We start from the raw sequence: 26,922 nt of genomic DNA on the forward strand, positions 1-26,922 counted from the left end.
GTTCACGCTAAAGCGCGATGAACCTTTTTTTTTGCCCTTTTTCAACCGCTTCCGCCTTCAACAAATCCGTTACCCATCTGCCGCTTCATTCCATCGAAATTTTTGAACAGGGGCATGAGTTTTTTACGCTTTCTTATTCTGCCCGCAGGACTAGACTGTAAAAAAACATTGAGGAGAGTTGAATATGATTTATGTACGTAAAGCGGAAGACCGCGGCCACGCCAATCATGGCTGGCTGGATAGCTGGCACACCTTCTCTTTTGCCGACTACTACGATCCGAACTTTATGGGGTTCTCGGCGCTGCGTGTGATCAACGAAGACGTGATCGACGCGGGGCAGGGTTTCGGTACCCACCCGCATAAAGATATGGAAATCCTGACCTATGTGCTGAGCGGCACGGTGGAACACCAGGACAGCATGGGCAACAAGGAGCAGATCCAGGCCGGCGAATTCCAGATCATGAGCGCAGGCACCGGGGTGCGTCACTCCGAGTACAACGCCAATCAGGATCGTCCGTTGCACCTGTACCAGATTTGGATCATTCCGGATCAGGTCGGGCTGGAGCCGCGCTACGAGCAGCGCATGTTCGACGCGCCGCAGGGCCGTCAGCTGGTGCTGTCGCCGGATGCGCGCGACGGTTCGCTGAAGGTGTTCCAGGATATGACGCTGTCGCGTTGGGCGCTGAATAAAGGCGAACAGGGTGAGTATCCGATCGCCGCTGGCCGCCGCATTTGGATCCAGGTGGTGCGCGGCAAGGTCTCGGTCAACGGCCAGGCCGCTGGCATCAGCGACGCGTTTGCGGTGTGGGATGAATCGGCGCTGACGATTCAGGCCGACGAAGAGAGCGAAATCCTGCTGTTCGATCTGCCGCCGGTGTGATTAAGCGGTAAATATCAAGAACGCACGGCCGCTGATGCGGCGAGTGGCGCAATATGACCAGCCCAGCGCTTCAGGCTTCGCCTGGAGCGCTGGTTTGTTTTTCGCATTATGGCTCGGCTATTCCCTTCTGCTTTTCTTGCGCCCCCATCGCGCCAGGTTTCAAAAAAAATGTTTGCTTCCTTTTGACCGAAAAATTTGATTCCTATTTATCTGTGTGATTTTTATACTCCTGGCGCGAGGGTGAATACGATTAAAGTTATCGTGCTTTACATTGTTGATGATAATATTTACAGTCAGATCATTTATTGAACAATTAAATAAAGGTCTTTGAATTATTATAGGAGCTAATATTTTCCTGGTAACGTGTTAATTGCAAACATAATGCAATCGCCGATGTTTTCATAACGTTAATTTCAGGTGAAATGTATGTGAGCTGATGGATTAATAGCGTTTGATGATTGAAATATGTAAAGAAAACCGGCCATAAATCGATTCCAGGGCGGTTCCGGTTTGTTGATTGGAGGATGGTCGTTAATTAAGTTACGTGCTAAACATAGTATTAATTTCATTCGTCAATTTATTTTCGCTTTCAACTGCTTCGCCTTGGTGATGTACGCTCTCAGGTGTATGGGCTTTCTATGGCATGAATGGCGTTTGCAGAAAACAGTTTCATACCTGGAGATAGAGGAAAAATGATGAAAATTAAAAATGAACGTAACGGCACTTATGATGATTTCTTAAATGCGATACTCACTTTCGAAAGCACTATCGATCCGCAAAAAGCGCAATACTATGCCGAAAATTATGATAATCCAACCGCGACTTCTTATCAGGATGTGGAGTATCCCGGCCGGGTTATTCGGGCCCAGGATGGAACGACAACCAAAAGCAATGTCTCGATAAGAGAGTATTTCGAGCGTTTGGGCATTGGTAAATATTATACTCAAGGTTCAACGGACCCGCAGATGTTCAAGCAAATGCAGTACGCGACGATGAATTATCTCGGCTTTATCGGTTATCAGCTCAGCGAACAGGATTTTTGGGATCTGGGATATTACACGCACTATGATGAAAATCATCTTCCTAAATATTATTCCGACGTGCCGGTGTCAAATTGGGCCAACGGCGTGCGGGATAAGATCATGAATCTGCCTGGCAAAGGCGAAGTGCATGTCACGGATGTAAATACCTGGCAAGGCACCTTTACCGGCAAACACGGCATTAATAGTTTTGACGATGTTCTCGATCCCGATAAACAGGACTATGTCGCTAAAGATCATTTTGTCGATAAGTACGAGGGCATGGTGCGTTTGCTGGCGGAGAGAGGCAAAACCCTGAATGATTATTTGGGCACCACTATTCGTTGGTCTGAATGCCATCCCGTGTTGACGCCGCCGCCTGGCGTGCCGGATGCGGTGGAAATCACTATGTCGGGGTTACTCGGCGGCGCCCATCTGCGTGGTGCGGAGGGCATTACTGCCCTGTTGGTCGATCATGAAAACCGGGCGGATGAAAACGGCACGGCGATTTTGCAGTATGTCTATGAATTCGCAGGATATGACACCCCGTTTAATCCCTAATGCTCTTCAGTAGTCGCCACGGCATGACATGATTCCCCCGCGCTTGCGCACGGGGGAATCGACGCGGGCTAGGGTTACCGCTCTTGCGTTTGCTGCTGCAGTAACAGCCGATCTATCTCTCGTTTTGCTTCCCGAAATTGCTGCTGATATTCCGCGCTGGCTTGCAATCGGGCAAAGGCACCGGCCGCCAACACGCGGCCGGCTTCGACATCGCTGGCCCAGTGGACGCCGCAAATCAGCCGGCTGCGGCCAAACTCATAACCTTTGTGCATGAGTTCCGTCGCGCGTTGTGGCTCCATCGCCGTCAGCGTCATCGCCCATACGAAACCGGTTACGGCATGCCCGGAGGGATAGGAGCCGCCATCGTTGCTGAGCGCGTTGTGTTCTTTAGGGGTACAGCTGTCCACCCGTAGCGCGGAGTAGGGGCGAATGCGGGCGTAGGCCTTTTTCGCACCGTTGGAAGCATAGCCGGCGTCCGTGAGCAGCCGGCTCAGCAAAAGATGGGTATGCGGCGTGTGCTTGCGCGAAATCTCCGTACCCAACGCGTCGGAGAAAGCCCGACCGATGGCATCGAAGGACAGATTGGCATCCTCCACCGCCACCCGGCCCCGGGGCGTATCGCGCAGTTTGCGAAGCTGGTAAAAGATTTCCACGTCGGCTTTCCAGGCCGCGCTGTCTTCAACCGGTGGGGGCGGCAGGATTGCCGCGCCGTTCGGATAGTCCGCAGGTGTAAGATAACCGTTGATCCAGCCTTTGATATAGGGAGAAAAGCCTACGTTCGGATAGCCGATATCCGCATAGTCCACCCGCCAACGTTCGCGGGTATCGCTGTTGGGCGCGATGGACTCGGCATGCGCCAGCGCGTTTTGCAGGCAAATCAGGGCGAGCCCGGTAACGGCTCTTCTTATGTTCAGAACTAATGTAGCCATCATTATTCCCTTCCTGACATAATGTTGTTTCAGTAATGGCGCCGGTTTGATCACTGCGGAACAAACAGACCGATCCAGCCGAAAATATTGAGCAGAATGCCGGTGATAATTACCGCCACCACCGGCGCGGCGATTTTCAGTACCGGGCGGCCGAGCGCTTCGTTGAGGAAGTAGAGCGCCGCTGCCATGCTGAACCCCGTGTACCCGGCCATTTTGATGGCCGCGAAAATCGAGCCGATCAACAAGGCGAACTCCATCAACATGTTCATTGCGTTGCGGATATTGTCGGATGCATTGCGCACCGAAGGATATCGGCCCAGCCATTTGCCGATATAGCGGAGCAGCAGGATTTCCAGCGTGATGACGATCGCTCCCGCCGGCGCGGCAAGCCAGGGTGAGGGTGAAAGGTAACCGACGACAAAGACGAACGTGAAGCCGGCCACCGCATATACCCCGGTTGCCAATGCGGTAGTGGCGATCAGTGGAATGAATCCAAGCCCGCGCATGAATTCGGCCAGCGCTGCCTGGTGTAGGAGGGCGTCTGACTCTGCGGGCGAGATGCCGGGCGCGTAGGCTTTCGCCAGCGTATAGATCGAGACCTCAGAGCCGCCGAAGATCTTTATGCTGGCGACGGCGGAAATCAGCGCGCCGGTTATGGCGATAAGCGGCAGGTTGTTGATGATACGCTGTGTGCGCTCCTCAAACATCGACGGGGTCGAAGTCTCTTCACCCGTTGGGGAGGCCCGCCGATCTTTCAGATCGCGGAAAATCGCGATGCCCAACAGCAAAACCATACCGACGAAGATTTCGATCGATTCCGGGAACAGATGCGGGAAATAACGCACGACGATCAGGCGCGACAGCAGCACCAGCAGGGCGGCGACCACGCTTTGTTTCCAGCCAAACTGGTAGAAAATGGCGACCAGGGGAAAGAGCGCGAAGGCTGACACGACCGGGTTGCTCAGTTCCCCCAGCGCGCCAATGATGTCTACCGGCAGCGAGGTCAGGAGTTGGTTGATGGGCTGCAGGCTGGTGAAGACCAGAATGCCCCAGATTGCACCGAGAATGAATGCCAGCCACACGTTGACGGCCAGCACGCCGATGATGTCGGTAGGCAGAAACAGCAGCCAGCTGTTCAGCAGGCCGGTGGACAGCGTAAATGAAATGCCGACGGAGGCCACGAACCCTATGCTGAGGCCAAAAGCGATGCTGCCCGCTTCCCGGCGGTTCATATGGCCTTCCACCAGCTGCGGAAGAATAGGGCGAATACCGTCATGAAAGACTGCCGCCGAACGGTGAGATAACAGCGCCGTCATGCCCGTCAGCAGGGATACCAGAATGACGGAGAGGATATGGTCCATCTTCGCCTCCTTATGACAGTTGCCGAACCAACAGCGGGATCGCATGCTCGACATGCTCGACGGAAAGGCCAAAAGCGACTTTTCCTTCCGCTACCCACTTCGTGATTTGCTCTTCTTTTGCGCGAATGCCCGGCTTGGCGATCGTGCAGCATTTGTTGAAGCCGATGATGGCAATCGCGATAGACAACGCCGCGCCGGCGCCGGTATTGCAGGCGCCGATGAAATAATCCAGCTCGCCGTTTTTGACTCGGGCGGCGGCCTCCATGTCGTTTAAGATGCTGACTTCAAAAGCGCCTGGGGCGGCGGTCTCGATGGCCTGTTTGATCTGCTCCCGCTGTAAACCTGCAATTCCGATTTTTTTCATGGCTATCACCTTATTATTTGAAGAACCGATTTGGGTTGTGTTGCAGCATTGAGGTCACGGCCTGCTGACCGATCCCCGCCTCCAGCAACAGCGGAACGAAGCTGTCAAGCAGGTAGCTGAATCCGGGCCCGCCGTTGCCGCGCAGATGCGAACGGCGCGTGATATCCATCGACAGCATCACTCGATCGAGCAGGCCGCGTTGCGACAGCGCGGTCAGCATCGCCACGCGTTTTTCATCCGGGTAGTAGCTGTTTTTGCCGATGGTGTCGAACTGTACCCACGCGCCCTGATCGATCAGGTGCAGGACAGTTTCCAGGTTGTCTTTCAGGTCGCAGTGGCCAATCACCACCCGATCGGCCGGCACACCGTAAGATTGCAGCAGAGCGAGCTGCTCCGGCCCCATTGTGCTGAAACTGGTATGCGTGGAGATTGGCCGGCCCGTAGCGTGGTAAGCCAGGGCGGCGGCGTGGAACATTTTTGCTTCGTCGGGCGTGATGCGGCCCTCGCTGCTGCCGATTTCGGCAATCACGCCGGCGCGCAGGCCGCTGCCGTCGACGCCGCATTCAATTTCGGCAATCATTTCGGCGGCCAGCGTTTGCGCATCTCGGGTGGCGACGTGTTCGGGATAGAAATCCTGCTGGTAATAGCCGGTGGACAGCAGCACGTTGATGCCCGTATCGCGCATCAGCCGCGCGATGAAGTGGACATCCCTCCCCATATAGCGATTGGTGACTTCGACGATGTTGCGGACGCCCCGCGCCATTAACGCCTTCATTTCATCGCGCAGCAGAGCATAGTCGTCGAGGCGACAGTCATCGTTATGCTTGAACGGTGAAAGATCGATATGCAGATGTTCATGTGCATAGGTGTAGCCGCTGGCGTTGAGCCATTCAATCCGATCAGTCATGTGAGTTCCCCTGCAGTAATGAGAAAAAAGAGGCGCCGTTCTGCGGTGCGGGAGCGCCGAAGGCTTCGCAAACGGAAGCGCCCACGTCGGACAGGGTGGCGCGATCACCCAGCCGGATGCCGGTGACGCCCGGGCGCCAGACCAGCAGAGGCACGCACTCGCGCGTGTGCTGCGAATGCCCGATAGTCGGATCGTTACCATGATCGGCCATGACCACCAACACGTCGTCCTTATCCAGCAGCGACATGAGATGCGTCAGATACCCGTCCACCAGTTGCAGGCGCTCCGCATAACGCGCCACATCCTGCGCATGCCCGGCCAAATCGGTTTCCTGTATATTGCTGCAGATGAAGCGGGGGCCTGGCCGTTGAGCTTCGCTCAGGGTAAGCGCCATGATGTGCGCGGAGTCGACAATCCCGCCGAAGTTGTCGCCGCCGGGGTTGGCGACGATATCTGCCACTTTCCCTATCAGGGATGTGGGTATACCTTGACGTTTTAGGCAGGCGGGGACCTGTACGGTCTCATCGACGCCGTATCCCAAATGAACGACCCGGAAGCCTTGTCGGTAGACGCCCGAGAGCGGCGCATTGATGCCGGCGTACATGTTTTGCCGGCTTTGCGCTGCTGCGGCGATGGCTTCGTTGCTGGTGCTTTTTCCGCCGAAGACGATGACGCGGCTCACGCGCGCGCATCGCCGAACGATCGCGCCGATTTTTCTGACCGTGTCGTAATCGATCAGGTTCAGGTTGGCGGTCACGTTGTAGACCAGGCCTGGGTCGGTTTCAAGGTTATCGCCGACAGCCACGGCGTCGTTAACCCACAGGTATGCGGTATTCGCCGTCACCGGGAGCCGCTGTATCCGGTAGCCCGCCTTTCGCAGGGCGTCGGCCGTTTCATCCATGATTTCGCCAAACGGCACTCTGAGGGGCTGCTTGGGTTGAGTTCCCATAATTTCCTGGTGTCCCATGAAAGAGTCGGCGCCTTCATGTTGCAGCGCCGCTTTGCCGACGTTTGCCTGCGGATTGGGTTCCATCACGTTGGCCCGGTATCCCAGTGAGTTGATTAAGCCCAATCTTTCCATTGCGGGCAGACGGAGATCGGGACATTGCTGCAGAATATGGCCGCAGGTATCGGCGCCTATGTCGTTCGGCCTGACTTGCGGCACATCCTCCATGGCACCGACGCCAAAGCTGTCGAGCACCAGGACTACAAATTTGTTCATGCTGTGTTCCCCCATGACATTGGCGGCTAAGACGTCGGTGCCGTTTGGCTATTGCCGTGAGACGATAGGATTGCCCAAGCTGTCGTAGAGCCCGGCTATTGTTGGCTGGCCCGTGCTGATGCCCTGGATAAGCGCTACGTCGCTGCGGGTGACGAAGATCTGTGTGCGAAAGCACATGATGACCGGGCTGCCAACCGCGAAATTGCCCTCCAGCCCCAGGTAGTAATCGATATTGTCCGATTTGAACGGCAGCGTCCGCGTCTCGTGAAGGGCATCCCCTGCGAAAACCAGCGCATTCCGCAGGCGGCCGCGACGATAATAGCCGCCGCCGAAGCACAGGCTGTTCGGTCCTGCGTTATGAGACACTTCCGACAGATAAAGCATGGCGATGCGTTCCGGCTGCTCGCCACATTCGTTGGCAGGAATGGTGCCGGTAAACGCGTGGCCGGGTTCAATATGCGTCGCGCCACCGCGGGCAAGCGCAGGGATGGTGTCGCAGCTATTGGCCGACGGGGCGTTAATCTGTTCGATAGGAAAGCCCGCCGCGCGCAGCGTTTCCGCCGCGTTGACCAGCGTTTTAAAGTTCGGCGTGGTGAGGTTTTCACCGTTCGAGGGCGACGCCAGGACACAGGGAAAATGCGTGACGCCGGCGATTTCCACGCCGCCAAGCGCGGTGATGCGGGTGGCGACGTCAAGCAGTTCGTTAGGCTGAAAACCGCCTTCCTGGCCGGGGTAGACGATATCGCCGGTCTGGCATACCTTCAGCAGCAGGCGTTGCCGTATGCCGAGACGCCGGGCGCATTCGGCGATCCTGTGCGCTTTGTCAAATGAGAAGACCGTGATGACTTCCGGCCGGCATCGCAGCGCGCTTTCGATTTCCCCGTCCGGGATTTGCACCAGATGCCCCAGATGGCGAAGCGGCACGCCGCTATTGGCGAGGCATCGCGCTTCGCGGAAGTCCACCGCTACCGCTCCGCTGAATCCCAAGGCGATAATTTGTTGGGTCAGCCAGGGATTGCGCCCGAACTGCTTGCTCATCACATACGGCGTCACACGATATTTTTCCGCCGTTTGCAGAATGCGGCGCGCGTTCTCTTCCACCATATCCACATCGATCACCCAGGTATCCGGCGTGAGCTTGTGCTGTCGCAGCAGCCCGAGCGAAGTGTCAATCAGCGGCTGATTTTGTTTGCGTAGCGCATCTAAAAACATAGGGTTGGCGACTCCTTAATACAGCGGTTTTTGAAACATCGAACCGATCGTTGTCTAAATATTCATTTTTTTGAATATTTGGTGTGAAAAAATCAAAGCTGTTGTTGGGCGCGTAGGCCAAACAGGTTGGCCAGTAGATAGCCTTCTTCATTGGGATGCAGCCGTACGCTGAACTTTGCCAGTAGCGCATCATTTAGCCGCCGCAGGTAAGTCAGTTCGCCCGATGCGGCGATCTCCTGCAGAAAGTCTTCGCCCAGCGGTTCGATGATTTCGCCACGCCGTGAACGCATCAGCGCGTTAGCCATGTGCACGATGGCCATCCACCCCTGTTCCTCGGGTAACGGGCGCCCCCAGTGCGTTTCCAGATCGTCAATGACTTGCAACATGCCGATGAAAATGTCTTCATCTATCACTCCGGTCTGGCAAAGCAGCTTCATCTTCTCTTCCACAACGTCTCCTTCAATAGCTGGGCTCAATCTCTTCTGACACCACGGCACGCTGGTGCTGGCGAACCCGGTGCGTATCGACAAAAGTATCCAGCAGTTTCCCGGTGCTCCGGTCATCGCTGCGGATTAAAATGGTGGCCTCCGTCGCCAGCACGACGCGTTGATCTCCTTCCAGAGGCGTGGCTTCCAGCCCGTATCGAGCCAACACCTGGCGGTTCTCGACGTTCCAGACGACGGCATCGATGGTGCCGTTTTCGAGCCGGCTCAGGCAATCGTGGTAAGGGACTTCCACCCGCGCGACCCTCGCCGGGTCATAGACCATATCCGTCAGCAGCTTTTGGTCCATAGAACGGCAGTCCACGCCGACTCTACCCACTGCGCAGCGATCTCCGCGGCGGCGAATGATCTGATGCGACACCCAAGAATGTTCCCCAAGCGTCGCCGCGATCTTCACCCCGTTTTCCGGCCTGCTTGCATATTCTTCAGCGGCCAGGCGCGAGACGACCGCCAGGTCATAAATGCCATTGCGCAAACATTCCACGCGAATATCCGCTCCCCGCATATGTGCGAAGTAGAACGGCACGTCGGAAAACTCGCGCTTCAATCCGCTGGCGAGCCCTTCGTACTCGCGGGTATAGGGCAGCGGCATGGCGCAAACAACGCGGGAAATGTTGGCGTAATCCAGCAGCGACTTATAGTCCACATGGGTTAAGAAGCTGCCGTTGCGCCCGCTGCGTTGTACGGTTATGCAGCCTGCGCTTTCCAGCGTCTTGAGCGCCGCCTGCATCAAACCGATGGATAGGGTGTTGTCGCGGGCCAGTTCGCCAATCGTTTTTAATCGATCCCCCGATTGGCATCCCAGCAAGTACATCGCCAGACAGCTCAGCGATAACCCTTCTTTTTTTATAAATTGACTGCGGCTCATTTAAATATTCATTTAAGTGAAGATTTATGCCAGAGATACACTAAAAGCGTAGAGAGATCCAAAAATTACGGCGAATGTGTGATGAAGTGCACGTACCGGTGATCTGTTTCCGCTTGGCGCGGGGAATGGAATCTGTGAGTTCTGTCGACCGTCGCATAACCGACAATATCGGCCCGCCGTTTTTTTTGCTAAAATGACTGCCCATTCACGGTTAGTCAGTTCATTGATAATGAAGAAAAAACGGCCGGTACTCCAGGATGTGGCGGACAAGGTGGGCGTGACCAAGATGACGGTGAGCCGTTATCTGCGCAATCCCGACCAGGTTTCTGCCGCCCTGCAGCAAAAAATCGCCGTCGCGCTGGATGAGCTGGGCTACATCCCCAACCGCGCGCCGGACATCCTCTCCAACGCCACCAGCCGGGCGATTGGCGTGCTGTTGCCGTCGCTGACCAACCAGGTGTTCGCCGAAGTGCTGCGCGGCATCGAAAGCGTCACTGACGCGCACAACTACCAGACCATGCTGGCGCACTATGGCTACCTGCCGGAGCGTGAAGAAGAGCGTTTGACCTCGCTGCTTTCTTACAATATCGACGGCCTGATCCTGTCTGAGCGCCATCACACGCCGCGCACCCTGAAAATGATCGAGGTGGCGGGCATTCCGGTGGTGGAGCTGATGGACTGCGTCTCGCCGTGCATCGATCTGGCGGTGGGCTTCAACAACTTCGAGGCGGCGCGCCAGATGACGCAGCAAATCATCGCGCACGGCCACCGTCACGTGGTCTACTTCGGCGCCCGTCAGGATGAACGTACCATCATCAAACAACAGGGGTATGAGCAGGCGATGCGTGAATCCGGCCTGGAGCCGTACAGCATCATGACCGCGCGGTCTTCCTCCTATTCCGCCGGCGGCGAGCTGCTGCGCCAGGCGCAGCGCGATTATCCGCAGATCGACAGTATCTTCTGCACCAACGATGACCTGGCGATCGGCGCGGCCTTCGAGTGCCAGCGGCAGGGGCTGTCGATCCCGCAGGACATGGCGATCGCCGGTTTCCACGGCCATGATATCGGTCAGGTGATGGTGCCTAAGCTGGCCAGCGTGCTGACGCCGCGCGAACGCATGGGGCAGATCGGTGCCGAGCGCCTGCTGGCCCGGCTGCGCGGCGAAACGGTGTGCCCGCGCATGGTGGACGTCGGTTTCACCGTGATCCCCGGCGGCAGTATCTGAGCCATTTTAACGTTCTGTTTTAACACCCTTTCTTTTTGCAGCGCGCCCTGAGGCGCGCGGGTTATCCCGCCTGTAAGCCCGCCGCTCGTTGCCGGCATAAGTTTGATCTCTGTCCCAGAACGCGAATTTTAGCCGCTTACCCGGTTCCGGCGCTCATGTTGTTACCGGTATCATGATACCGGTAACAACGAGTGTGCGGTCATCTTGCTGCAAGACTGAACCTCTGAATCAACAACACCTACAGCTCTTCTTAAACACCGGGAAAGAGCCTAAAAATAAAACAACCGCACGCTTTACGCCTATCGTAAAGAGAGTCGCGATAAAAGGTTGGAGAAAAATTATGCCATTAGTGATTGTTGCAGGCGGCGTAGCGCTGCTGCTGCTGCTGATGATCCGCTTCAAGCTGAACGGCTTTATCTCTCTGGTGCTGGTTGCTCTGGCGGTCGGGATCGCACAGGGTATGCCGGTCGATAAGGTCATCGGCTCCATCAAGGCTGGCGTGGGCGGCACGTTGGGCAGCCTGGCGCTGATCATGGGCTTCGGCGCCATGCTCGGCAAACTGCTGGCGGACTGCGGCGGCGCACAGCGCATCGCCACCACGCTGATCGACAAGTTCGGCAGAAAACATATTCAATGGGCGGTGGTGCTGACCGGCTTCACCGTCGGCTTCGCGCTGTTCTACGAAGTGGGCTTCGTGCTGCTGCTGCCGCTGGTGTTCACCATCGCCGCCTCCGCGCGCATCCCGCTGCTGTACGTCGGCGTGCCGATGGCCGCCGCGCTGTCGGTGACCCACGGCTTCCTGCCGCCGCACCCAGGCCCGACGGCCATCGCCACCATCTTCCATGCCGACATGGGTAAAACCCTGTTGTACGGCACGCTGCTGGCGATCCCGACGGTGATCCTGGCCGGCCCGGTTTATGCCCGCTTCCTGAAAGGCATCGACAAGCCGGTGCCGGAAGGCCTGTACAACCCGAAAACCTTTACCGAAGCAGAGATGCCGAGCTTTGGCGTCAGCGTCGCCACGTCGCTGGTGCCGGTGATCCTGATGGCGCTGCGCGCGGTGGCTGAAATGGTGTTGCCGAAGGGCCACAGCCTGCTGCGCTTCGCCGAGTTCTTCGGCGACCCGGTGATGGCGACCCTGATCGCCGTGCTGATCGCTATCTTCACCTTCGGCCTGAACCGCGGCCGCACCATGGATGAAGTGATGGGCACCATCACCGACTCGATTAAAATCATCGCCATGATGCTGTTGATCATCGGCGGCGGCGGCGCCTTCAAACAGGTGCTGGTGGACAGCGGCGTCGAGCAGTACATCGCCGGCCTGATGGAAGGCAGCAACGTTTCGCCGATCCTGATGGCTTGGTCGATCGCCGCCGCGCTGCGTCTGGCGCTGGGTTCCGCCACCGTGGCGGCAATCACCGCCGGCGGCATCGTCGCCCCGCTGATCGCCACCACCGGCGTCAGCCCTGAGCTGATGGTGATTGCGGTCGGTTCCGGCAGCGTTATCTTCTCGCACGTTAACGATCCGGGCTTCTGGCTGTTCAAGGAGTACTTCAACCTGAGCATCATGGAAACCATCAAATCCTGGTCGGTGTTGGAAACCATCATCTCGGTGTGCGGCCTGGTGGGCTGCCTGCTGCTGGCGACGGTCGTATAATCGTTATCCGACGCCCTGCGGGGCGTCGGCGTTCCAGAGTATCTTTATCAGTTGGGACGCATTTGGCGCGCTCGCGCCAGTTCCCATAAGGGCATGACACAATGAGTAATCCGCAGAATCACGTATTTATCCTGATGGGGGTGTCCGGCAGCGGTAAATCCGCCGTGGCCAGCGCCGTCGCCCGGGAAGCCGATGCCGCCATGCTGGACGGCGATTACCTGCACCCGCGCGCCAACATCAACAAAATGGCCGCCGGGCATGCGCTGGACGACAACGATCGCGCTCCGTGGCTGGCTGCGCTCAACGACGCCATCTTCGCCATGCAACGCACCAATCCGGTGTCGCTGCTGGTGTGTTCGGCGCTGAAAAAAAGCTATCGTGACCGCCTGCGCGAAGGCAATCGCAACCTGCATTTTCTCTACCTGAAAGGCGACAAGACGGTGATTGAGGAGCGCCTGAAACAGCGCAAAGGCCACTTCTTCAAACCGCAGATGCTGGTTTCGCAGTTCGCCACGCTGGAAGAGCCGGGCGAGCAGGAGCCGGATGTGCAGGCGATCGACATCAACCAGCCGCTGGACGGCGTGGTCGCCGACACGCTCGCCTGCATCAACCGTATCACCGCCCGCTAAGCGCGGGCCGTCGTCGGCGCCGTCAGGCGCCTACAGCTTCATGTAAGCCCGCACGCCGTCCAGGAACATCTGGGTCGACAGCATCACCAGAATCAGCCCCATCAACCGCTCCAGCGCGCCGACGCCTTTGCTGCCCAGCAGGCGCAGGAACAGATTCGACATCAGCAAAATGGCCGCGGAGAGGCCCCAGGCGATCAGCAGCGCCGCCACCAGATGGGGCAGCTGGTGCGGATACTGGTGCGACAGCAGCATCAGCGCCGCCAGAATCGACGGCCCGGCCACCAGCGGGATCGCCAGCGGCACCAGGAAGGGTTCTTCGCCGGCGGACAGGCCCGAACTGTTGCCCTCCTGAGACGGGAAAATCATCTTGATGGCGATCAGAAACAGAATGATGCCGCCGGAAATGGAGACGGTTTCGGTACGCAGGTTGAGGAACGCCAGAATTTTCTCGCCGGCGAACAGGAAAATCAGCATCAGCAGCAGGGCGATCAGCAGCTCGCGGATCAGCACCACCCGGCGCCTGCGCGGTTCCAGGTGCTTGAGCACCGACATGAAAATCGGCAGATTGCCCAGCGGGTCCATAATTAAAAACAGCAATACCGTAGCGGAAATCATCTCTGTCATGGTGACCTCGTGATCGGGAAAACGCCTCGGCCTTTCCGGCCGCGTCCTTGCCTATACCCTATGGATTTCAAATTGCAGCTAGGCGCCCAGCGATCGCATCCCCAGGAGCTTACTCAAGTAAGTGACTGGGGTATGACAAATCTGCCGGGAGCAGATTTGAACGCTGCTCGCAGCGGCCCCTTGGGGCGTGGCCCACGGATGGGCCACGTAACTACGTGCAGGTAACAACGCTGCAGTTTGAAAGACGACGGGTATATAAGAAGGATTGCTGAGAAATCCCCAGCCATCGAATAAATTCACTTTGCGCCCGCGCTGACATTTTGTAAGGTGAAGAGATATTGCACACAACTCGTTATCACCTACATAGCCCTTATCCGGGCGGGAAACAGATATTATGAAAAACGTTGGTTTCATCGGTTGGCGCGGAATGGTCGGCTCGGTTCTCATGCAACGCATGACGGAAGAGCGCGATTTCGACGCCATTCGCCCGGTCTTTTTCTCTACCTCGCAGCACGGTTCTGCCGCGCCGGCCTTCGGCGGCCAGCAGGGCACGCTGCAGGATGCGTATGACATCGACGCGCTGAGCGCGCTCGATATCATTATTACCTGTCAGGGCGGCGATTATACCAACGAAGTGTATCCTAAGCTGCGCGCCAGCGGTTGGCAGGGTTATTGGATAGACGCGGCCTCTTCGCTGCGCATGCAGGACGATGCCATCATCATCCTGGATCCGGTCAACCACGCGGTGATTCAGCAGGGCCTGGACAAAGGTATCAAAACCTTCGTCGGCGGCAACTGCACCGTCAGCCTGATGCTGATGTCGCTCGGCGGTCTGTTCGCCAACGATCTGGTGGAGTGGGCGTCGGTCGCCACCTACCAGGCGGCCTCCGGCGGCGGCGCGCGCCACATGCGCGAATTGCTGACCCAAATGGGCATGTTGCACGCCGACGTGGCGAAGGAGCTGCAGGACCCGGCCTCCGCCATTCTGGATATCGAGCGCAAGGTGACCGAGGCCACCCGCAGCGGCAAACTGCCGACCGATAACTTCGGCGTGCCGCTGGCCGGCAGCCTGATCCCGTGGATCGACAAGCAGCTCGACAACGGCCAGAGCCGTGAAGAGTGGAAGGGTCAGGCGGAAACCAACAAGATTCTGAACACCGGCAGCGTGATCCCGGTCGATGGTCTGTGCGTGCGCGTTGGCGCGCTGCGCTGCCACAGCCAGGCGTTCACCCTGAAGCTGAAAAAAGACGTGTCGCTGCCGGAAATCGAGCAGATGCTGGCGACGCACAATGACTGGGTGCGCGTGATCCCGAACGACCGTGAGCTGACCATGCGCGAACTGACGCCGGCGGCGGTGACCGGTACGCTGAATACGCCGGTCGGCCGTCTGCGCAAGCTGAATATGGGGCCGGAATACCTGTCGGCGTTCACCGTGGGCGACCAGCTGCTGTGGGGCGCGGCCGAGCCGCTGCGCCGCATGCTGCGTATCCTGTTGTAAACCCCACTCGCCAGTTCATCTGTAGTATTTCAAAGCCCGCTTATTGCGGGCTTTTTCATATGAGTTGGGTCATGTCGGTATTGTCTGAGTGTGGTTACAAGTTAACCTGTGCTGTGGTATTTATAAACGCATTGTCTACATAGTGCAGGTATAGGGATATGATCTCCAACGAAGGATTGCAGGTTGCGCTTTCACCCGTGCAGCTAGCGGCCGTGATATCGGATAGCACGGTCACAGAAGGGGAAACCTGGAGTAATCGGCTCATGGGGGCTGGGTTTGGCGGGGGGAGTCGTCGAACTTCTTGGGGCTGGGGTTATGTGCTATGCACCTGACCCAACATTGTTAACCAAAGTGGGATGCGTGGTCGTAGGCACTCACAGCATGGATAGCATAAAAACCGCTTAAAATCAGATCATTACCGGTCGATCATTTACGACAGATACTTACAAGTCGGCGGTTGCTGGCTCAGATGTTGGGGGCCGACGAGGATACGGCCTACAACGTCGGTTTAACGGTAGATATTGCCGTTCCGCTGGTGTTTGCAAGCGCTTTAGGCGTTGCGCGCGTGGCTGCCTTCGGGTGGGGCAACTAAAATTGCTTGAGCACGAGTCTATAGCCGGTGCCAAAGGAGGCGGGCACACCATTGCTAAGCATGTCGCTAAAAGCTCAGAGGAATTGTTGGAGCGCTTGGCAAAGAGCCCTGGTTTACAATCAGCCTCGGCGTTTACAGATTTACGTACTGCTGAATACGCAATTAGTCGGGCGTTGTGAGTGAATCACTCGCTTATTAAGCACTGGGCGCAACAGCCAGCTTCGGCCAACGTGCTTGAACTCACGTATCAGGCGGGTAAAGCGGTTGGTTTTGGCTACAGGCAAGGAGGCGCAATTCAATTAACGTCCAACAGTGTGCGAGTTGTCTTGCTAAAGAAGATTTACAACGGTAAGCCATATTACATTTTAACCGCTTGCCCCATTATCAGATAAGGGACCCTATGGGCTTTTCAGTCGCTAATCTCGGTACACTTGTGCGTGTTTTTTTGGGCAAGATTATGATTTATTTGGAGAGTCGTAGAAGAGATCCTGGCCTCTTATCGGGAGACGGAAAATACTGCGACAGTGAGAAAAACCGTCGATGAAGCACGAGCGTTGCTGGCGCAATATCCTGGGGAACAACAGCTTGAACTTGCTGTTGCTGAAATTGCTATGGGGAGTTTGCACCAGCGCCATGGGGATACACAGCGCGATCGTTTCTTGAGAAGGTGATCTCTGCTTTGGAATAGGCGATACCTGCTGCTTCTGTACTTTGTTGTAAACCCGCACTTCCTGGGGGCTGGCTGATTTCAGCCCCCTAAAGCCTCATTTTCCGCTTTTTTGTTCGCCGCGCACCGCGCCGGGCAACGTCACCGCAAGCCTCGTTTCACCGGGCCCCACCCCGCATATCTCCTCGTCGGCCGCCGCATGCAGAAGCCGCCGGGCTGGCAGTTTTCTTAATGAAGAATTTTCCTGAGCAATGCTGAGCAGTTTTTAACAGACATTGGCTATGCTTAAGGCATGGGCGAACAATTTTTCACCATGACTGAAATATTTCAAAAAATAAGCATAAAGAGCGAAATTCAGGTCGGCAGAGTAAAGATTGGTCAATAACCGACCGCAATCACGCTTTAGAGTCCGAATGCATTGCATGATGACCAAAACGGCCAAGGAATAACCAACAAGCCGTGCTTAGATCATGCTGTTAATCTAAGGAAGAAGACTATGCCTGTACTTTCCGATCGTGACGTGATTGATCAGATCATCTCCGGCCATTACGCCGATCCCTTTGCTCTGCTTGGCATGCATGCGACCGATAACGGTCTGCAGGTGCGTGCGCTGCTGCCGGACGCCACCGAGGTTTGGCTGATTGAGCAGCAAACCGGCCGGCGGTTGGCGCAGCTGAACTGCGACGACCCGCGCGGCTTCTTCAGCGCCGTGGTGCCGCGGCGCAAAAATCCTTTCCGCTATCAGCTGCAGGTCAGCTGGCGCGATCACCAACAGACTGTCGACGATCCCTACCGGTTCGGCCCGCTGTTGCAGGACATCGACAGCTGGCTGCTGGCCGAGGGCACGCACCTGCGCCCCTATGAACGCCTGGGGGCTCACCTCGCCACGCTGGATGGCGTCGACGGCGTCAGCTTTGCCGTTTGGGCGCCTAACGCCCAGCGCGTCTCGGTGGTGGGGGAGTTCAACTTCTGGGACGGCCGCCGCCATCCGATGCGTCTGCGGCGTGAAAACGGCATCTGGGAGCTGTTCCTGCCCGGCGTACGGGCCGGCCAGCTGTACAAATATGAAATCGTCGATTGCTACGGCAATACCCAGCTGAAAGCCGATCCTTACGCCTTCGAGGCGCAGATGCGCCCGGACACCGCCTCGCTGGTGGCGCCGCTGCCGGAGGTGGTGCCGTCGACGCAGGCGCGCCGCCGCGCCAACGATTTTGACCAGCCGATCGCCATCTACGAGGTGCATCTCGGCTCATGGCGTCGCCACACCGACAACCACTTCTGGCTCAGCTACGGCGAGCTGGCGGTGCAGCTTATCGACTATGTGAAGGACATGGGATTCACCCATATCGAGCTGCTGCCGATCAACGAGCACCCGTTCGACGGCAGCTGGGGCTATCAGCCGCTGGGGCTGTATGCGCCGACCCGGCGCTTCGGCACGCCGGCCGATTTCAGGGCGTTCGTGGCGGCGGCGCATGAGGCGGGCATCAACGTGATCCTCGACTGGGTGCCGGGGCACTTCCCCAGCGACGCCTACGGCCTGGCGAACTTCGACGGCACGGCGCTGTACGAATACGCCGATCCGCGCGAGGGCTACCATCAGGACTGGAATACGCTGATTTACAACTACGGTCGCCACGAGGTGCGCAACTACCTGGCGGGCAACGCGCTGTATTGGCTGGAGCGCTTCGGCATCGACGCGCTGCGGGTGGATGCGGTGGCGTCGATGATCTATCGCGACTACAGCCGCGCCGACGGCGAATGGGTGCCGAATTACTACGGCGGCAACGAGAATCTGGAGGCCATCGCCTTCCTGCGTTATACCAACCAGACTATCGGCCAGGCGCAGCCGGGCGCGGTGACGTTGGCGGAGGAGTCCACCGACTACCCCGGCGTCACCCTGCCGCCGGACGCCAACGGTCTGGGGTTCCACTACAAATGGAACCTCGGCTGGATGCACGACACGCTCAATTACATGAAGTGCGATCCGGTGCACCGCAAGTATCACCACAACCAGATGACCTTCGGCATGCTGTACGCCTATACCGAGAACTTCGTGTTGCCTATCTCGCACGATGAAGTGGTGCACGGCAAAAAATCGGTCCTCGACCGTATGCCGGGCGACGCCTGGCAGAAATTCGCCAACCTGCGTGCCTATTACGGCTTTATGTGGGCGCATCCGGGCAAGAAGCTGCTGTTTATGGGCTGCGAATTCGCACAGGGGCGCGAGTGGAATTTCGATACCAGCCTCGACTGGCATTTATTGGAAGGGCTGGATAACTGGCATAACGGCGTGCAGCGACTGGTACGCGATCTAAACCACTGCTACCGGCAGCAGGCGCCGCTGTACGAGCGCGACTACCGCCCGGACGGCTTCGAGTGGCTGGTGGTCGACGATCACGACAACTCGGTGTTCGCGTTCGCGCGCTACGATTCGCAGGGCAATGAGCTGATCGCCATCAGCAACTTTACCCCGGTGCCGCGCTACCGCTACCGCATCGGCCTCTCCCGCGCCGGCGACTATCACGAGATCCTCAATACCGATTCGCACCACTATCACGGCAGCAACGCCGGCAATCAGGGGCGGGTCTCTTCCGAAGCGGTCGGCAGCCACGGCCGCGACTTTTCCATCTGCGTGACGCTGCCGCCGCTGGCGACCATTTATCTGCTGCGGGAGGCACCATGACGGAGCTGACGGCCGGCCGCGCCGCGCCGCTGGGCGCGCATTACGACGGCGAAGGCATCAACTTTACCCTGTACTCGGCGCATGCCGAGCGGGTGGAGCTGTGCCTGTTCGACGGCCAGCAGCGTGAGGTGCGCCTGCCGCTGCCGGCGCGCAGCGGCGATATCTGGCATGGCTATTTGCCGGGCGGCAAGCCGGGACAACGTTACGGTTACCGGGTCTACGGCCCGTTCGACCCGGCGAACGGACAGCGGTTCAACCCCAACAAGCTGGCGCTCGATCCGGCCGCGCGCGCGGTGGAAGGGCCGGTGGCGGACCACCCGCACCTGCACGGCGGTTACGATCGGCCGGATCCGCACGACAGCGCCGAGCTGATGCCGAAATGCGTGGTGGTGGACCAATGCTACGACTGGCAGGACGATCGCCCGCCCGCCACGCCCTGGGGGCAGACGGTGATTTACGAAGCGCACGTACGTGGCCTGACGCTGCTGCACCCGAAGCTCCCGCCGGCGCTGCGCGGCAGCTTCGCCGCGCTGGGGCACCCGGTGATGATCGCCCACTTCAAACGCCTCGGCATCACCGCGCTGGAACTGCTGCCGGTGCAGCAACATACCTCCGAACCGCGTCTGCAGCGGCTGGGACTGATCAACTACTGGGGCTATAACGTGCTGGCGCCCTATGCGCCGGACAACCGCTACGCCAGCCTGAGCACCGACGGCACGCCGCTGAACGAATTTCGCGATGCGGTCAAGGCGCTGCACCAAGCCGGCATCGAGGTGATCCTCGACGTGGTGTTCAACCACAGCGCCGAGCTGGATATGGACGGGCCGATGCTGTCGCTGAGCGGCATCGACAACCAGAGCTACTACTGGCTGACGCCGGAAGGGGACTACGTCAACGACACCGGCTGCGGCAATACCCTGCGGCTCGATCAGCCGCAGGGCGTGGCCTGGGTGATGGACTGCCTGCATTTTTGGGTGCGGGAGTGCCATGTCGACGGCTTCCGCTTCGATCTGGGCAGCGTGCTCGGCCGCACGCCGGGATTCGATCGCGATGCGCCGCTGTTCCAGGCGATGCTGGCGGACGATGTGCTGTCGCGCTGCAAGCTGATTGCCGAACCCTGGGACGTTGGCCCCGGCGGCTATCAGGTGGGGGCGTTTCCCGGCCGCTTCGCCGAATGGAACGACCATTACCGCGACGACATGCGTCGTTTCTGGCTGCAGAGCGGCGTGTCGCTCGGCCAGTTCGCCCGGCGTTTTGCCGCCTCCAGCGATGTGTACAACCAGCGCGGGCGAGCGCCTTACGCCACCGTCAACATGCTGACCGCCCATGACGGTTTTACCCTGCAGGATGTGGTCAGCTTCAACGAGAAACACAATCAGCCGAACGGCGAAGGCAACCGCGACGGCAGCGATCGCAATTTCAGCAACAACCACGGCGTGGAAGGCCTGGTCGCCGACGACGCCATTGTGCAACGCCGCAGGGCCAGCCAGCGGGCGATGCTTGCCACGCTGTTGCTGTCCCAGGGAACGCCGATGCTGCTGGCCGGCGATGAACAGGGACACAGCCAGCAGGGGAACAACAACGCCTATTGCCAGGACAACGCCACCACCTGGCTCGACTGGTCCACGGCGGATGACGCGCTGACCGATTACGTCGCGGCGCTGATCGCGCTGCGCCGTCGGATCCCCGCGTTGCAACAGGACCGCTGGTGGCAGCAGGACGACGGCAGCGTGCAGTGGCTGAACGCACAAGGGCAGGTGCTCGACGCGCAGCAGTGGGAGCAAGGCGATCTGTTCATGCAGATCCTGCTGTCGCAGCGCTGGCTGCTGCTGGTCAACGCCACGCCGCAAACGGTGGAGATGAGGTTGCCGGAAGGCGATTGGCAGGTTGTCGCTCCGTTCACTCAGGAAGACTCACGGGCGGTGTTACCCGCCTGGCACCAGGACGCGCGCTCGCTTTGCGTTCTGGTACGGAAATAATAAAAGGAGTCCGCTATGGTTAGGTTTGAAAATAAAGACCCCCTGATGTTGGCGCGCCAGCTGCCGATTAAATCCGTAGCGCTGATCCTGGCCGGCGGCCGCGGCTCGCGCCTGAAAGATTTGACCTCCACCCGCGCCAAGCCCGCCGTCCACTTTGGCGGCAAATTCCGCATCATCGATTTCGCCCTGTCGAACTGCCTGAACTCCGGCATCCGCCGCATCGGCGTGATCACCCAATACCAGTCGCACACGCTGGTGCAGCACATTCAGCGCGGCTGGTCGTTCCTCAACGAAGAGATGAACGAGTTCGTCGACCTGCTGCCGGCCCAGCAGCGCCTCAGCACCGAACATTGGTACAAAGGCACCGCCGACGCGGTCTACCAGAACCTGGACATCATCCGCCGCTATGAGGCCGAATACGTGGTGATCCTGGCGGGCGACCATATCTACAAGATGGATTATTCGCGCATGCTGATCGACCACGTCGAGAAGGGGGCCCAGTGCACCGTGGCCTGCCTGCCGGTGCCGCGCAGCGAAGCCGGCGAATTCGGCGTGATGAAGGTGGATGAAAGCGACCGCATCATCGAGTTTCTGGAAAAGCCCGCCGATCCGCCGGCGATGCCGGGCAACCCGGATATGTCGCTGGCCAGCATGGGCATCTATATTTTTAATGCCGCCTACCTGTTCCAACTGCTGGAAGAGGATATGTCGACCCCTGGCTCCAGCCACGATTTCGGCAAGGATCTGATCCCGAAAATCACCGCGCAGCAGGCGGCGTGGGCGCATCCGTTTACCTTGTCCTGCGTGACATCCAACCCCGATCTGCCGCCGTACTGGCGCGACGTGGGCACGCTGGACGCCTACTGGCGCGCCAACCTCGATCTGGCGTCGGTAACGCCGGGGCTGGACATGTACGACCGCGCCTGGCCGATCCGCACCCACATGGAGCCGCTGCCGCCGGCCAAGTTCGTGCAGGATCGCTCCGGCAGCCACGGCATGACCATGAACTCGCTGGTGTCCGGCGGTTGCATCGTGTCCGGGTCGGTGGTGGTGCATTCGGTGCTGTTCCCGCGCGTGCGAGTGAACTCGTTCTGCACCATCGACTCTACCGTATTGTTGCCGGACGTGAACGTCGGCCGTTCCTGCCGCCTGCGGCGCTGCATCATCGACCGCGCCTGCCACATTCCGGAGGGCATGGTGATCGGGGAAAACGCCGATGAGGACAGCAAGCGCTTTTATCGCTCGGAAGGCGGCATCGTGCTGGTGACGCGCGAAATGTTGTCAAAATTGTGAGTTAACGTGGGCGGCAGAACGATAGCCTGCCGCCTGATGAACGGTTCGATGGCTTGCGCAACGCGGCACGCATAACAGCGGCAAGCCTGCTTTATTTATTTCTTATCCAGAGGCCTTTGGCCGACTTTCAGGAGTGATAATGCAGGTCTTACACGTATGTTCTGAAATGTTCCCCCTGCTGAAAACGGGCGGACTCGCAGACGTGGTTGGCGCGTTGCCGGCGGCGCAAATCGCCGAAGGCGCCGATGTTCGGGTGCTATTGCCCGCTTTCCCTGACGTACGCAACGGCATTCCGGACACCGTGCTGGTGGCGGAAATCGACTCGTTCGCCGGCCGGGTCGGCCTGCGTTACGGCACCTACCATGGCGTGGGCATCTATCTCATCGATGCCCCCTGGCTGTATGACCGGCCGGGTAGCCCGTACCACGATCAATCCATGTATGCCTACCCCGATAACCACCGCCGCTTTGCGCTGCTGGGCTGGATGGCCTGCGAGCTGGCCAAGGGGCTGGATCGCTACTGGCGACCGCAGCTGGTGCACGCTCACGACTGGCACGCCGGCCTGACCTGCGCCTATCTGGCCGCCAACGGCCACCCGGCGCGCTCGGTATTCACGGTGCACAACCTGGCCTATCAGGGGCTGTTCTCTGCCCATCACGTGACCGAGCTGTGGCTGCCGGCGTCGTTTTACGACGTTTATGGCCTGGAGTTCTACGGCCAGATGTCGTTCCTCAAGGCCGGGCTGTTTTATGCTGACCACGTGACCGCCGTCAGCCCGACCTATGCGCGCGAGATCACCCGGCCGGAGTTCGGCTATGGCATGGAGGGGCTGCTGCAGGAACGGCAGCGGCAGGGCAGGCTGAGCGGCATCCTCAACGGGGTGGACGACAAGATTTGGGATCCGGCCCACGACCCGCGGCTGAGTACCCGCTACGACGCCGACGATCTGAAAAGCAAGGTCAAAAACAAGCTGCATCTGCAAAAGGCCATGGGGCTGAAGGTGGACGAATCGCTGCCGGTGTTCGCGGTAGTGAGCCGCTTGACCAGCCAAAAAGGTCTGGACCTGGTGCTACAGGCATTGCCTGAACTGCTGGCGCAGGGCGGGCAGCTGGCGCTGCTGGGCGCCGGCGATGCGGTGCTGCAACAGGCGTTTCTGGCCGCCGCCGCCGACTATCCCGAGCAGGTTGGGGTGCAGATCGGCTATCACGAATCCTTCTCCCACCGCATCATCGGCGGCGCCGACGTGATTCTGGTGCCGAGCCGCTTCGAGCCCTGCGGCCTGACGCAGCTCTACGGCCTGAAATACGGCACGCTGCCGCTGGTGCGCCGCACCGGCGGGCTGGCAGACACGGTGGTGGACTGCGCGCTGGAAAATCTGGCCGACGGCACCGCCAGCGGCTTCGTGTTCGACGATTGCGATGCCGTCGCGCTGGGCAACGCCATCCGCCGCGCCATGGTGCTGTGGAGCCGGCCGAAACACTGGCGCCACGTTCAGCGCCACGCCATGAGCGTGGACTTCGGCTGGCCGGTGGCGGCGAAAGAGTATCTGTCGCTTTATCAACGTTTGTAGCCCGCGTTTCGCGTCGTGGGTTGACGCGCGGCGGGCAGCCGTTTGGGTTGATTGTCGGGGCGCGGCGTACCGCGTCCATGTTCAGCGGGGCCAGCTATTCCGCGGCGAATGGCTGGGCTCCCTAAAAGGGATCAAAAAGCCATGACTTCACCGTTTAGTTACACCTCACCTACGGTCAGTGTGGAAGCGCTGAAACACTCCATCGCCTATAAGCTGATGTTTATCGTCGGCAAGGATCCGGCCATCGCCAACCGGCACGACTGGCTGAACGCCGTGCTGTTCGCGGTGCGCGATCGCATGGTTGAACGCTGGCTGCGCTCCAACCGCGCCCAGCTGTCGCAGGACGTACGGCAGGTGTATTACCTGTCGATGGAGTTCCTGATCGGCCGCACCCTGTCGAACGCGCTGCTGTCGATGGGCATCTATCAGGACATCGACAACGCGCTGAACGAAATGGGGTTGAGCCTGGGTGAACTGCTGGAAGAAGAGAACGACCCAGGCCTCGGCAACGGCGGTCTGGGGCGCCTGGCGGCCTGCTTCCTCGATTCGCTGGCGACGCTGGCGCTGCCGGGGCGCGGCTACGGCATTCGCTACGAGTACGGCATGTTCAAGCAGAACATCGTCAACGGCCAGCAGATGGAGTCGCCGGACTATTGGCTGGAGTACGGCAATCCGTGGGAGTTTCCGCGCCACAACACCCGCTACAAGGTGCGCTTCGGCGGCCGCGTGCAGCAGGAGGGCGCCAAGGCACGCTGGCTGGAGACCGAAGAGATCGTGGCCATCGCCTACGATCAGGTGATCCCCGGTTTCGACACCGACGCCACCAACACCCTGCGGCTGTGGAGCGCGCAGGCCAGTAACGAGATCAACCTCGGCAAATTCAACCAGGGCGATTATTTCGCCGCAGTGGAGGATAAAAACCACTCGGAGAACGTGTCGCGCGTGCTGTATCCGGACGACTCGACCTCCTCCGGGCGCGAGCTGCGGCTGCGGCAGGAGTATTTCCTGGTGTCGGCCACGGTGCAGGACATCCTCAACCGCCATTGGCTGATGCACAAAACCTTCGACAACCTGGCGGACAAGATCGCCATTCACCTCAACGACACTCACCCGGTGCTGTCGATTCCCGAACTGATGCACCGGCTGATCGACGAGCACAAATTCAAGTGGCTCGACGCCTGGGAAGTGGTGGAGCAGGTGTTTTCCTACACCAACCACACGCTGATGAGCGAGGCGCTGGAAACCTGGCCGCTGGACATGATAGGGCGCATCTTGCCGCGCCATCTGCAGCTGATTTTCGAAATCAACGATCACTTCCTCAAGATGGTGCAGGAAGTGGCGCCGGGCGACAACGACCTGCTGGCGCGGGTCTCGATCATCGATGAAACCAACGGCCGCCGGGTGCGCATGGCATGGCTGGCAGTGGTGGCCAGCCACAAGGTCAACGGCGTTTCCGCCCTGCATTCCGAGCTGATGGTGCAGTCGCTGTTCGCCGACTTCGCCCGGCTGTTCCCCAATCGTTTCTGCAACAAAACCAACGGGGTGACGCCGCGCCGTTGGCTGGCGCTGGCCAACCCGCCGCTGGCGGCGGTGCTGGACGACTGCATTGGGCAAACCTGGCGCACCGATCTCAGCCAGCTGAGCGAGATCAAGGACAACGTCGATTACCCGAGTTTCCTGCAGGCAGTGCAGCGCGCCAAGCGGCAGAACAAGGAGCGGCTGGCGCTGTACATCGCCAAAACGCTCAACGTGGTGGTCAACCCGGATGCGCTGTTCGACGTGCAGATCAAGCGCATCCACGAGTACAAACGGCAGCTGCTCAACGTGTTGCACGTCATCACGCTGTATAACCGCCTGCTGGACGATCCGGAGATCGAGCGCGTGCCGCGGGTGGTGATCTTCGCCGGCAAGGCGGCCTCGGCCTACTATGCCGCCAAGCAGATCATCCGCTTGATCAACGACGTGGCCAAAGTGATCAACAACGATCCGCGCGTGCATACCCAGCTGAAGGTGGTGTTCATTCCGAACTACGGCGTCAGCCTGGCGCAGATCATTATCCCGGCGGCGGATCTGTCGGAACAGATCTCGCTGGCGGGCACCGAAGCCTCAGGCACCAGCAACATGAAGTTTGCGCTGAACGGCGCGCTGACCATCGGTACGCTGGACGGCGCCAACGTCGAGATGCGCGAGCACGTGGGGGAGGAGAACATCTTTATCTTCGGCAATACCGCCGAACAGGTGGAGGAGCTGCGCCGCAACGGCTACAACCCGCATCAATACTACGAGCAGGATCCCGAGCTGCACCAGGCGCTGACGCAGATCGCCACCGGCGTCTTCAGCCCGGACGAACCGAAGCGCTACAGCAACCTGTTCGACTCGTTGGTGAACCTGGGGGATCACTACCAGCTGCTGGCAGATTACCGCAGCTACGTGGATACGCAGGACAAGGTGGACGAGGTGTATCTCAATCAGGACGAGTGGACGCGGCGCGCGGTGCTGAATATTGCCAACATGGGCTACTTCTCCTCCGATCGCACCATTCAGGAATATGCGGACGAAATCTGGCACATTCAGCCGGTGAAGCTGTGATGTTTTATTAATGTCACCCGTTCTGGAAAACACGCCCGATAAATTCTATCGGGCGTGATTTTATTGTAAGCCTTAAACCACCTCCTAAGG

At 59.0% G+C, this 26,922-nt stretch carries 21 protein-coding genes and 1 pseudogene; 13 read left to right on the plus strand and 9 right to left on the minus strand.

The window, feature by feature from the left end; translation table 11 throughout:
* Nucleotides 1-184: 184 nt before the first annotated feature.
* Together HMPREF3138_RS22685 and HMPREF3138_RS22690 are read left to right on the plus strand one after the other, a co-directional pair.
* Nucleotides 185-880 (plus strand): pirin family protein, encoded by a 696-nt coding sequence (locus tag HMPREF3138_RS22685; RefSeq protein ID WP_038873615.1) that lies wholly within the window; start codon nucleotides 185-187, stop codon nucleotides 878-880.
* Nucleotides 881-1,572: 692 nt separating this feature from the next.
* Nucleotides 1,573-2,460, plus strand: a complete 888-nt coding sequence (locus HMPREF3138_RS22690; protein WP_038873612.1) for a hypothetical protein — start codon at nucleotides 1,573-1,575, stop codon at nucleotides 2,458-2,460.
* A 74-nt stretch (nucleotides 2,461-2,534) separates the two neighbouring features.
* Here the strand turns inward: HMPREF3138_RS22690 and HMPREF3138_RS22695 are convergent, their stop codons facing one another.
* From HMPREF3138_RS22695 to yhfZ, 8 genes are all read right to left on the minus strand, one after another.
* A complete protein-coding gene (locus HMPREF3138_RS22695; protein WP_038873618.1) occupies nucleotides 2,535-3,389 on the minus strand; it encodes an acid phosphatase in 855 nt (284 codons plus the stop codon).
* A gap of 50 nt (nucleotides 3,390-3,439) precedes the next feature.
* Nucleotides 3,440-4,750, minus strand: coding sequence for a YhfT family protein (locus tag HMPREF3138_RS22700; protein WP_038873609.1), 1,311 nt, complete (start codon nucleotides 4,748-4,750; stop codon nucleotides 3,440-3,442).
* A 10-nt stretch (nucleotides 4,751-4,760) separates the two neighbouring features.
* Nucleotides 4,761-5,114, minus strand: a complete 354-nt coding sequence (locus HMPREF3138_RS22705) for a DUF2620 domain-containing protein (RefSeq protein ID WP_038873606.1) — start codon at nucleotides 5,112-5,114, stop codon at nucleotides 4,761-4,763.
* A 13-nt stretch (nucleotides 5,115-5,127) separates the two neighbouring features.
* Complete coding sequence (locus tag HMPREF3138_RS22710; protein ID WP_038873604.1) at nucleotides 5,128-6,021, minus strand: phosphotriesterase-related protein; 894 nt, start codon at nucleotides 6,019-6,021, stop codon at nucleotides 5,128-5,130.
* A complete protein-coding gene (locus HMPREF3138_RS22715; RefSeq protein WP_038873601.1) occupies nucleotides 6,014-7,243 on the minus strand; it encodes a phosphopentomutase in 1,230 nt (409 codons plus the stop codon). Before HMPREF3138_RS22715 ends, HMPREF3138_RS22710 begins: the two co-directional genes overlap by 8 nt.
* Before the next feature lie 48 nt (nucleotides 7,244-7,291).
* Nucleotides 7,292-8,455, minus strand: a complete 1,164-nt coding sequence (locus HMPREF3138_RS22720; RefSeq protein ID WP_038873600.1) for a YhfX family PLP-dependent enzyme — start codon at nucleotides 8,453-8,455, stop codon at nucleotides 7,292-7,294.
* 92 nt (nucleotides 8,456-8,547) lie between these two features.
* Nucleotides 8,548-8,904, minus strand: a complete 357-nt coding sequence (locus HMPREF3138_RS22725; RefSeq protein ID WP_038873597.1) for a hypothetical protein — start codon at nucleotides 8,902-8,904, stop codon at nucleotides 8,548-8,550.
* A 10-nt stretch (nucleotides 8,905-8,914) separates the two neighbouring features.
* Nucleotides 8,915-9,826, minus strand: a complete 912-nt coding sequence (gene yhfZ, locus HMPREF3138_RS22730; RefSeq protein WP_038873595.1) for a GntR family transcriptional regulator YhfZ — start codon at nucleotides 9,824-9,826, stop codon at nucleotides 8,915-8,917.
* A 229-nt stretch (nucleotides 9,827-10,055) separates the two neighbouring features.
* Between yhfZ and gntR the strand changes: the two genes are divergently transcribed.
* The 3 genes from gntR to gntK all read left to right on the plus strand — a co-directional run bounded on the left by gntR (nucleotide 10,056) and on the right by gntK (nucleotide 13,337).
* Entirely contained in the window at nucleotides 10,056-11,051 is a 996-nt protein-coding gene (gene gntR, locus HMPREF3138_RS22735; RefSeq protein WP_004930833.1) for a gluconate operon transcriptional repressor GntR, read from the plus strand.
* 340 nt (nucleotides 11,052-11,391) lie between these two features.
* A complete protein-coding gene (gene gntT, locus HMPREF3138_RS22740; protein WP_033636339.1) occupies nucleotides 11,392-12,708 on the plus strand; it encodes a gluconate transporter in 1,317 nt (438 codons plus the stop codon).
* Nucleotides 12,709-12,809: 101 nt separating this feature from the next.
* Nucleotides 12,810-13,337: a gluconokinase gene (gntK, locus tag HMPREF3138_RS22745; protein WP_033649350.1), complete on the plus strand. Its 528-nt coding sequence runs from the start codon at nucleotides 12,810-12,812 to the stop codon at nucleotides 13,335-13,337.
* 30 nt (nucleotides 13,338-13,367) lie between these two features.
* On the opposite strand, the gene HMPREF3138_RS22750 is transcribed toward gntK, so the two are convergent.
* On the minus strand, nucleotides 13,368-13,961 hold the full coding sequence (locus HMPREF3138_RS22750; protein WP_038873592.1) for a YhgN family NAAT transporter: 594 nt from the start codon (nucleotides 13,959-13,961) through the stop codon (nucleotides 13,368-13,370).
* 394 nt (nucleotides 13,962-14,355) lie between these two features.
* On the opposite strand from HMPREF3138_RS22750, the gene asd reads away from it, so the two are divergent.
* From asd to glgP, 8 genes and pseudogenes are all read left to right on the plus strand, one after another.
* Nucleotides 14,356-15,459 carry an aspartate-semialdehyde dehydrogenase gene (gene asd / locus HMPREF3138_RS22755; RefSeq protein WP_016930397.1) on the plus strand — a complete coding sequence of 368 codons (1,104 nt, stop codon included), beginning with the start codon at nucleotides 14,356-14,358 and terminating at the stop codon, nucleotides 15,457-15,459.
* A 579-nt stretch (nucleotides 15,460-16,038) separates the two neighbouring features.
* Nucleotides 16,039-16,443: pseudogene (locus tag HMPREF3138_RS27520) on the plus strand (RNase A-like domain-containing protein).
* A 132-nt stretch (nucleotides 16,444-16,575) separates the two neighbouring features.
* On the plus strand, nucleotides 16,576-16,722 hold the full coding sequence (locus HMPREF3138_RS27300; protein ID WP_229701945.1) for a hypothetical protein: 147 nt from the start codon (nucleotides 16,576-16,578) through the stop codon (nucleotides 16,720-16,722).
* A 492-nt stretch (nucleotides 16,723-17,214) separates the two neighbouring features.
* Nucleotides 17,215-19,401: a 1,4-alpha-glucan branching enzyme gene (gene glgB, locus HMPREF3138_RS22760; protein ID WP_038873590.1), complete on the plus strand. Its 2,187-nt coding sequence runs from the start codon at nucleotides 17,215-17,217 to the stop codon at nucleotides 19,399-19,401.
* The gene (gene glgX, locus HMPREF3138_RS22765) at nucleotides 19,398-21,380 is read left to right on the plus strand and encodes a glycogen debranching protein GlgX (RefSeq protein WP_038873588.1); all 1,983 of its coding nucleotides are present in this window, start codon (nucleotides 19,398-19,400) and stop codon (nucleotides 21,378-21,380) included. Before glgB ends, glgX begins: the two co-directional genes overlap by 4 nt.
* 15 nt (nucleotides 21,381-21,395) lie before the next feature.
* The gene (gene glgC, locus HMPREF3138_RS22770; RefSeq protein ID WP_070559348.1) at nucleotides 21,396-22,673 is read left to right on the plus strand and encodes a glucose-1-phosphate adenylyltransferase; all 1,278 of its coding nucleotides are present in this window, start codon (nucleotides 21,396-21,398) and stop codon (nucleotides 22,671-22,673) included.
* 139 nt (nucleotides 22,674-22,812) lie between these two features.
* On the plus strand, nucleotides 22,813-24,243 hold the full coding sequence (gene glgA / locus HMPREF3138_RS22775) for a glycogen synthase GlgA (RefSeq protein WP_038873586.1): 1,431 nt from the start codon (nucleotides 22,813-22,815) through the stop codon (nucleotides 24,241-24,243).
* Between the two features lie 141 nt (nucleotides 24,244-24,384).
* Nucleotides 24,385-26,832, plus strand: a complete 2,448-nt coding sequence (gene glgP, locus HMPREF3138_RS22780; RefSeq protein ID WP_038881512.1) for a glycogen phosphorylase — start codon at nucleotides 24,385-24,387, stop codon at nucleotides 26,830-26,832.
* Nucleotides 26,833-26,922 lie beyond the last annotated feature (90 nt).

This window comes from Serratia sp. HMSC15F11, from assembly GCF_001808215.1.
GTDB lineage: Bacteria > Pseudomonadota > Gammaproteobacteria > Enterobacterales > Enterobacteriaceae > Serratia > Serratia nevei.

Excerpts from the sequence above, each read along its gene's own strand:
- glgB (WP_038873590.1), top strand. The coding sequence starts at position 17,215 with ATGCCTGTACTTTCCGATCGTGACGTGATTGATCAGATCATCTCCGGC.
- gntR (WP_004930833.1), top strand. The coding sequence starts at position 10,056 with ATGAAGAAAAAACGGCCGGTACTCCAGGATGTGGCGGACAAGGTGGGC.
- gntK (WP_033649350.1), top strand. The coding sequence starts at position 12,810 with ATGAGTAATCCGCAGAATCACGTATTTATCCTGATGGGGGTGTCCGGC.
- HMPREF3138_RS22750 (WP_038873592.1), bottom strand. The coding sequence starts at position 13,961 with ATGACAGAGATGATTTCCGCTACGGTATTGCTGTTTTTAATTATGGAC.
- glgX (WP_038873588.1), top strand. The coding sequence starts at position 19,398 with ATGACGGAGCTGACGGCCGGCCGCGCCGCGCCGCTGGGCGCGCATTAC.
- glgP (WP_038881512.1), top strand. The coding sequence starts at position 24,385 with ATGACTTCACCGTTTAGTTACACCTCACCTACGGTCAGTGTGGAAGCG.
- glgC (WP_070559348.1), top strand. The coding sequence starts at position 21,396 with ATGGTTAGGTTTGAAAATAAAGACCCCCTGATGTTGGCGCGCCAGCTG.
- yhfZ (WP_038873595.1), bottom strand. The coding sequence starts at position 9,826 with ATGAGCCGCAGTCAATTTATAAAAAAAGAAGGGTTATCGCTGAGCTGT.
- glgA (WP_038873586.1), top strand. The coding sequence starts at position 22,813 with ATGCAGGTCTTACACGTATGTTCTGAAATGTTCCCCCTGCTGAAAACG.
- HMPREF3138_RS22685 (WP_038873615.1), top strand. The coding sequence starts at position 185 with ATGATTTATGTACGTAAAGCGGAAGACCGCGGCCACGCCAATCATGGC.
- HMPREF3138_RS22695 (WP_038873618.1), bottom strand. The coding sequence starts at position 3,389 with ATGGCTACATTAGTTCTGAACATAAGAAGAGCCGTTACCGGGCTCGCC.
- HMPREF3138_RS22715 (WP_038873601.1), bottom strand. The coding sequence starts at position 7,243 with ATGAACAAATTTGTAGTCCTGGTGCTCGACAGCTTTGGCGTCGGTGCC.
- HMPREF3138_RS22705 (WP_038873606.1), bottom strand. The coding sequence starts at position 5,114 with ATGAAAAAAATCGGAATTGCAGGTTTACAGCGGGAGCAGATCAAACAG.
- HMPREF3138_RS22700 (WP_038873609.1), bottom strand. The coding sequence starts at position 4,750 with ATGGACCATATCCTCTCCGTCATTCTGGTATCCCTGCTGACGGGCATG.
- gntT (WP_033636339.1), top strand. The coding sequence starts at position 11,392 with ATGCCATTAGTGATTGTTGCAGGCGGCGTAGCGCTGCTGCTGCTGCTG.
- asd (WP_016930397.1), top strand. The coding sequence starts at position 14,356 with ATGAAAAACGTTGGTTTCATCGGTTGGCGCGGAATGGTCGGCTCGGTT.
- HMPREF3138_RS22690 (WP_038873612.1), top strand. The coding sequence starts at position 1,573 with ATGATGAAAATTAAAAATGAACGTAACGGCACTTATGATGATTTCTTA.
- HMPREF3138_RS22720 (WP_038873600.1), bottom strand. The coding sequence starts at position 8,455 with ATGTTTTTAGATGCGCTACGCAAACAAAATCAGCCGCTGATTGACACT.
- HMPREF3138_RS22710 (WP_038873604.1), bottom strand. The coding sequence starts at position 6,021 with ATGACTGATCGGATTGAATGGCTCAACGCCAGCGGCTACACCTATGCA.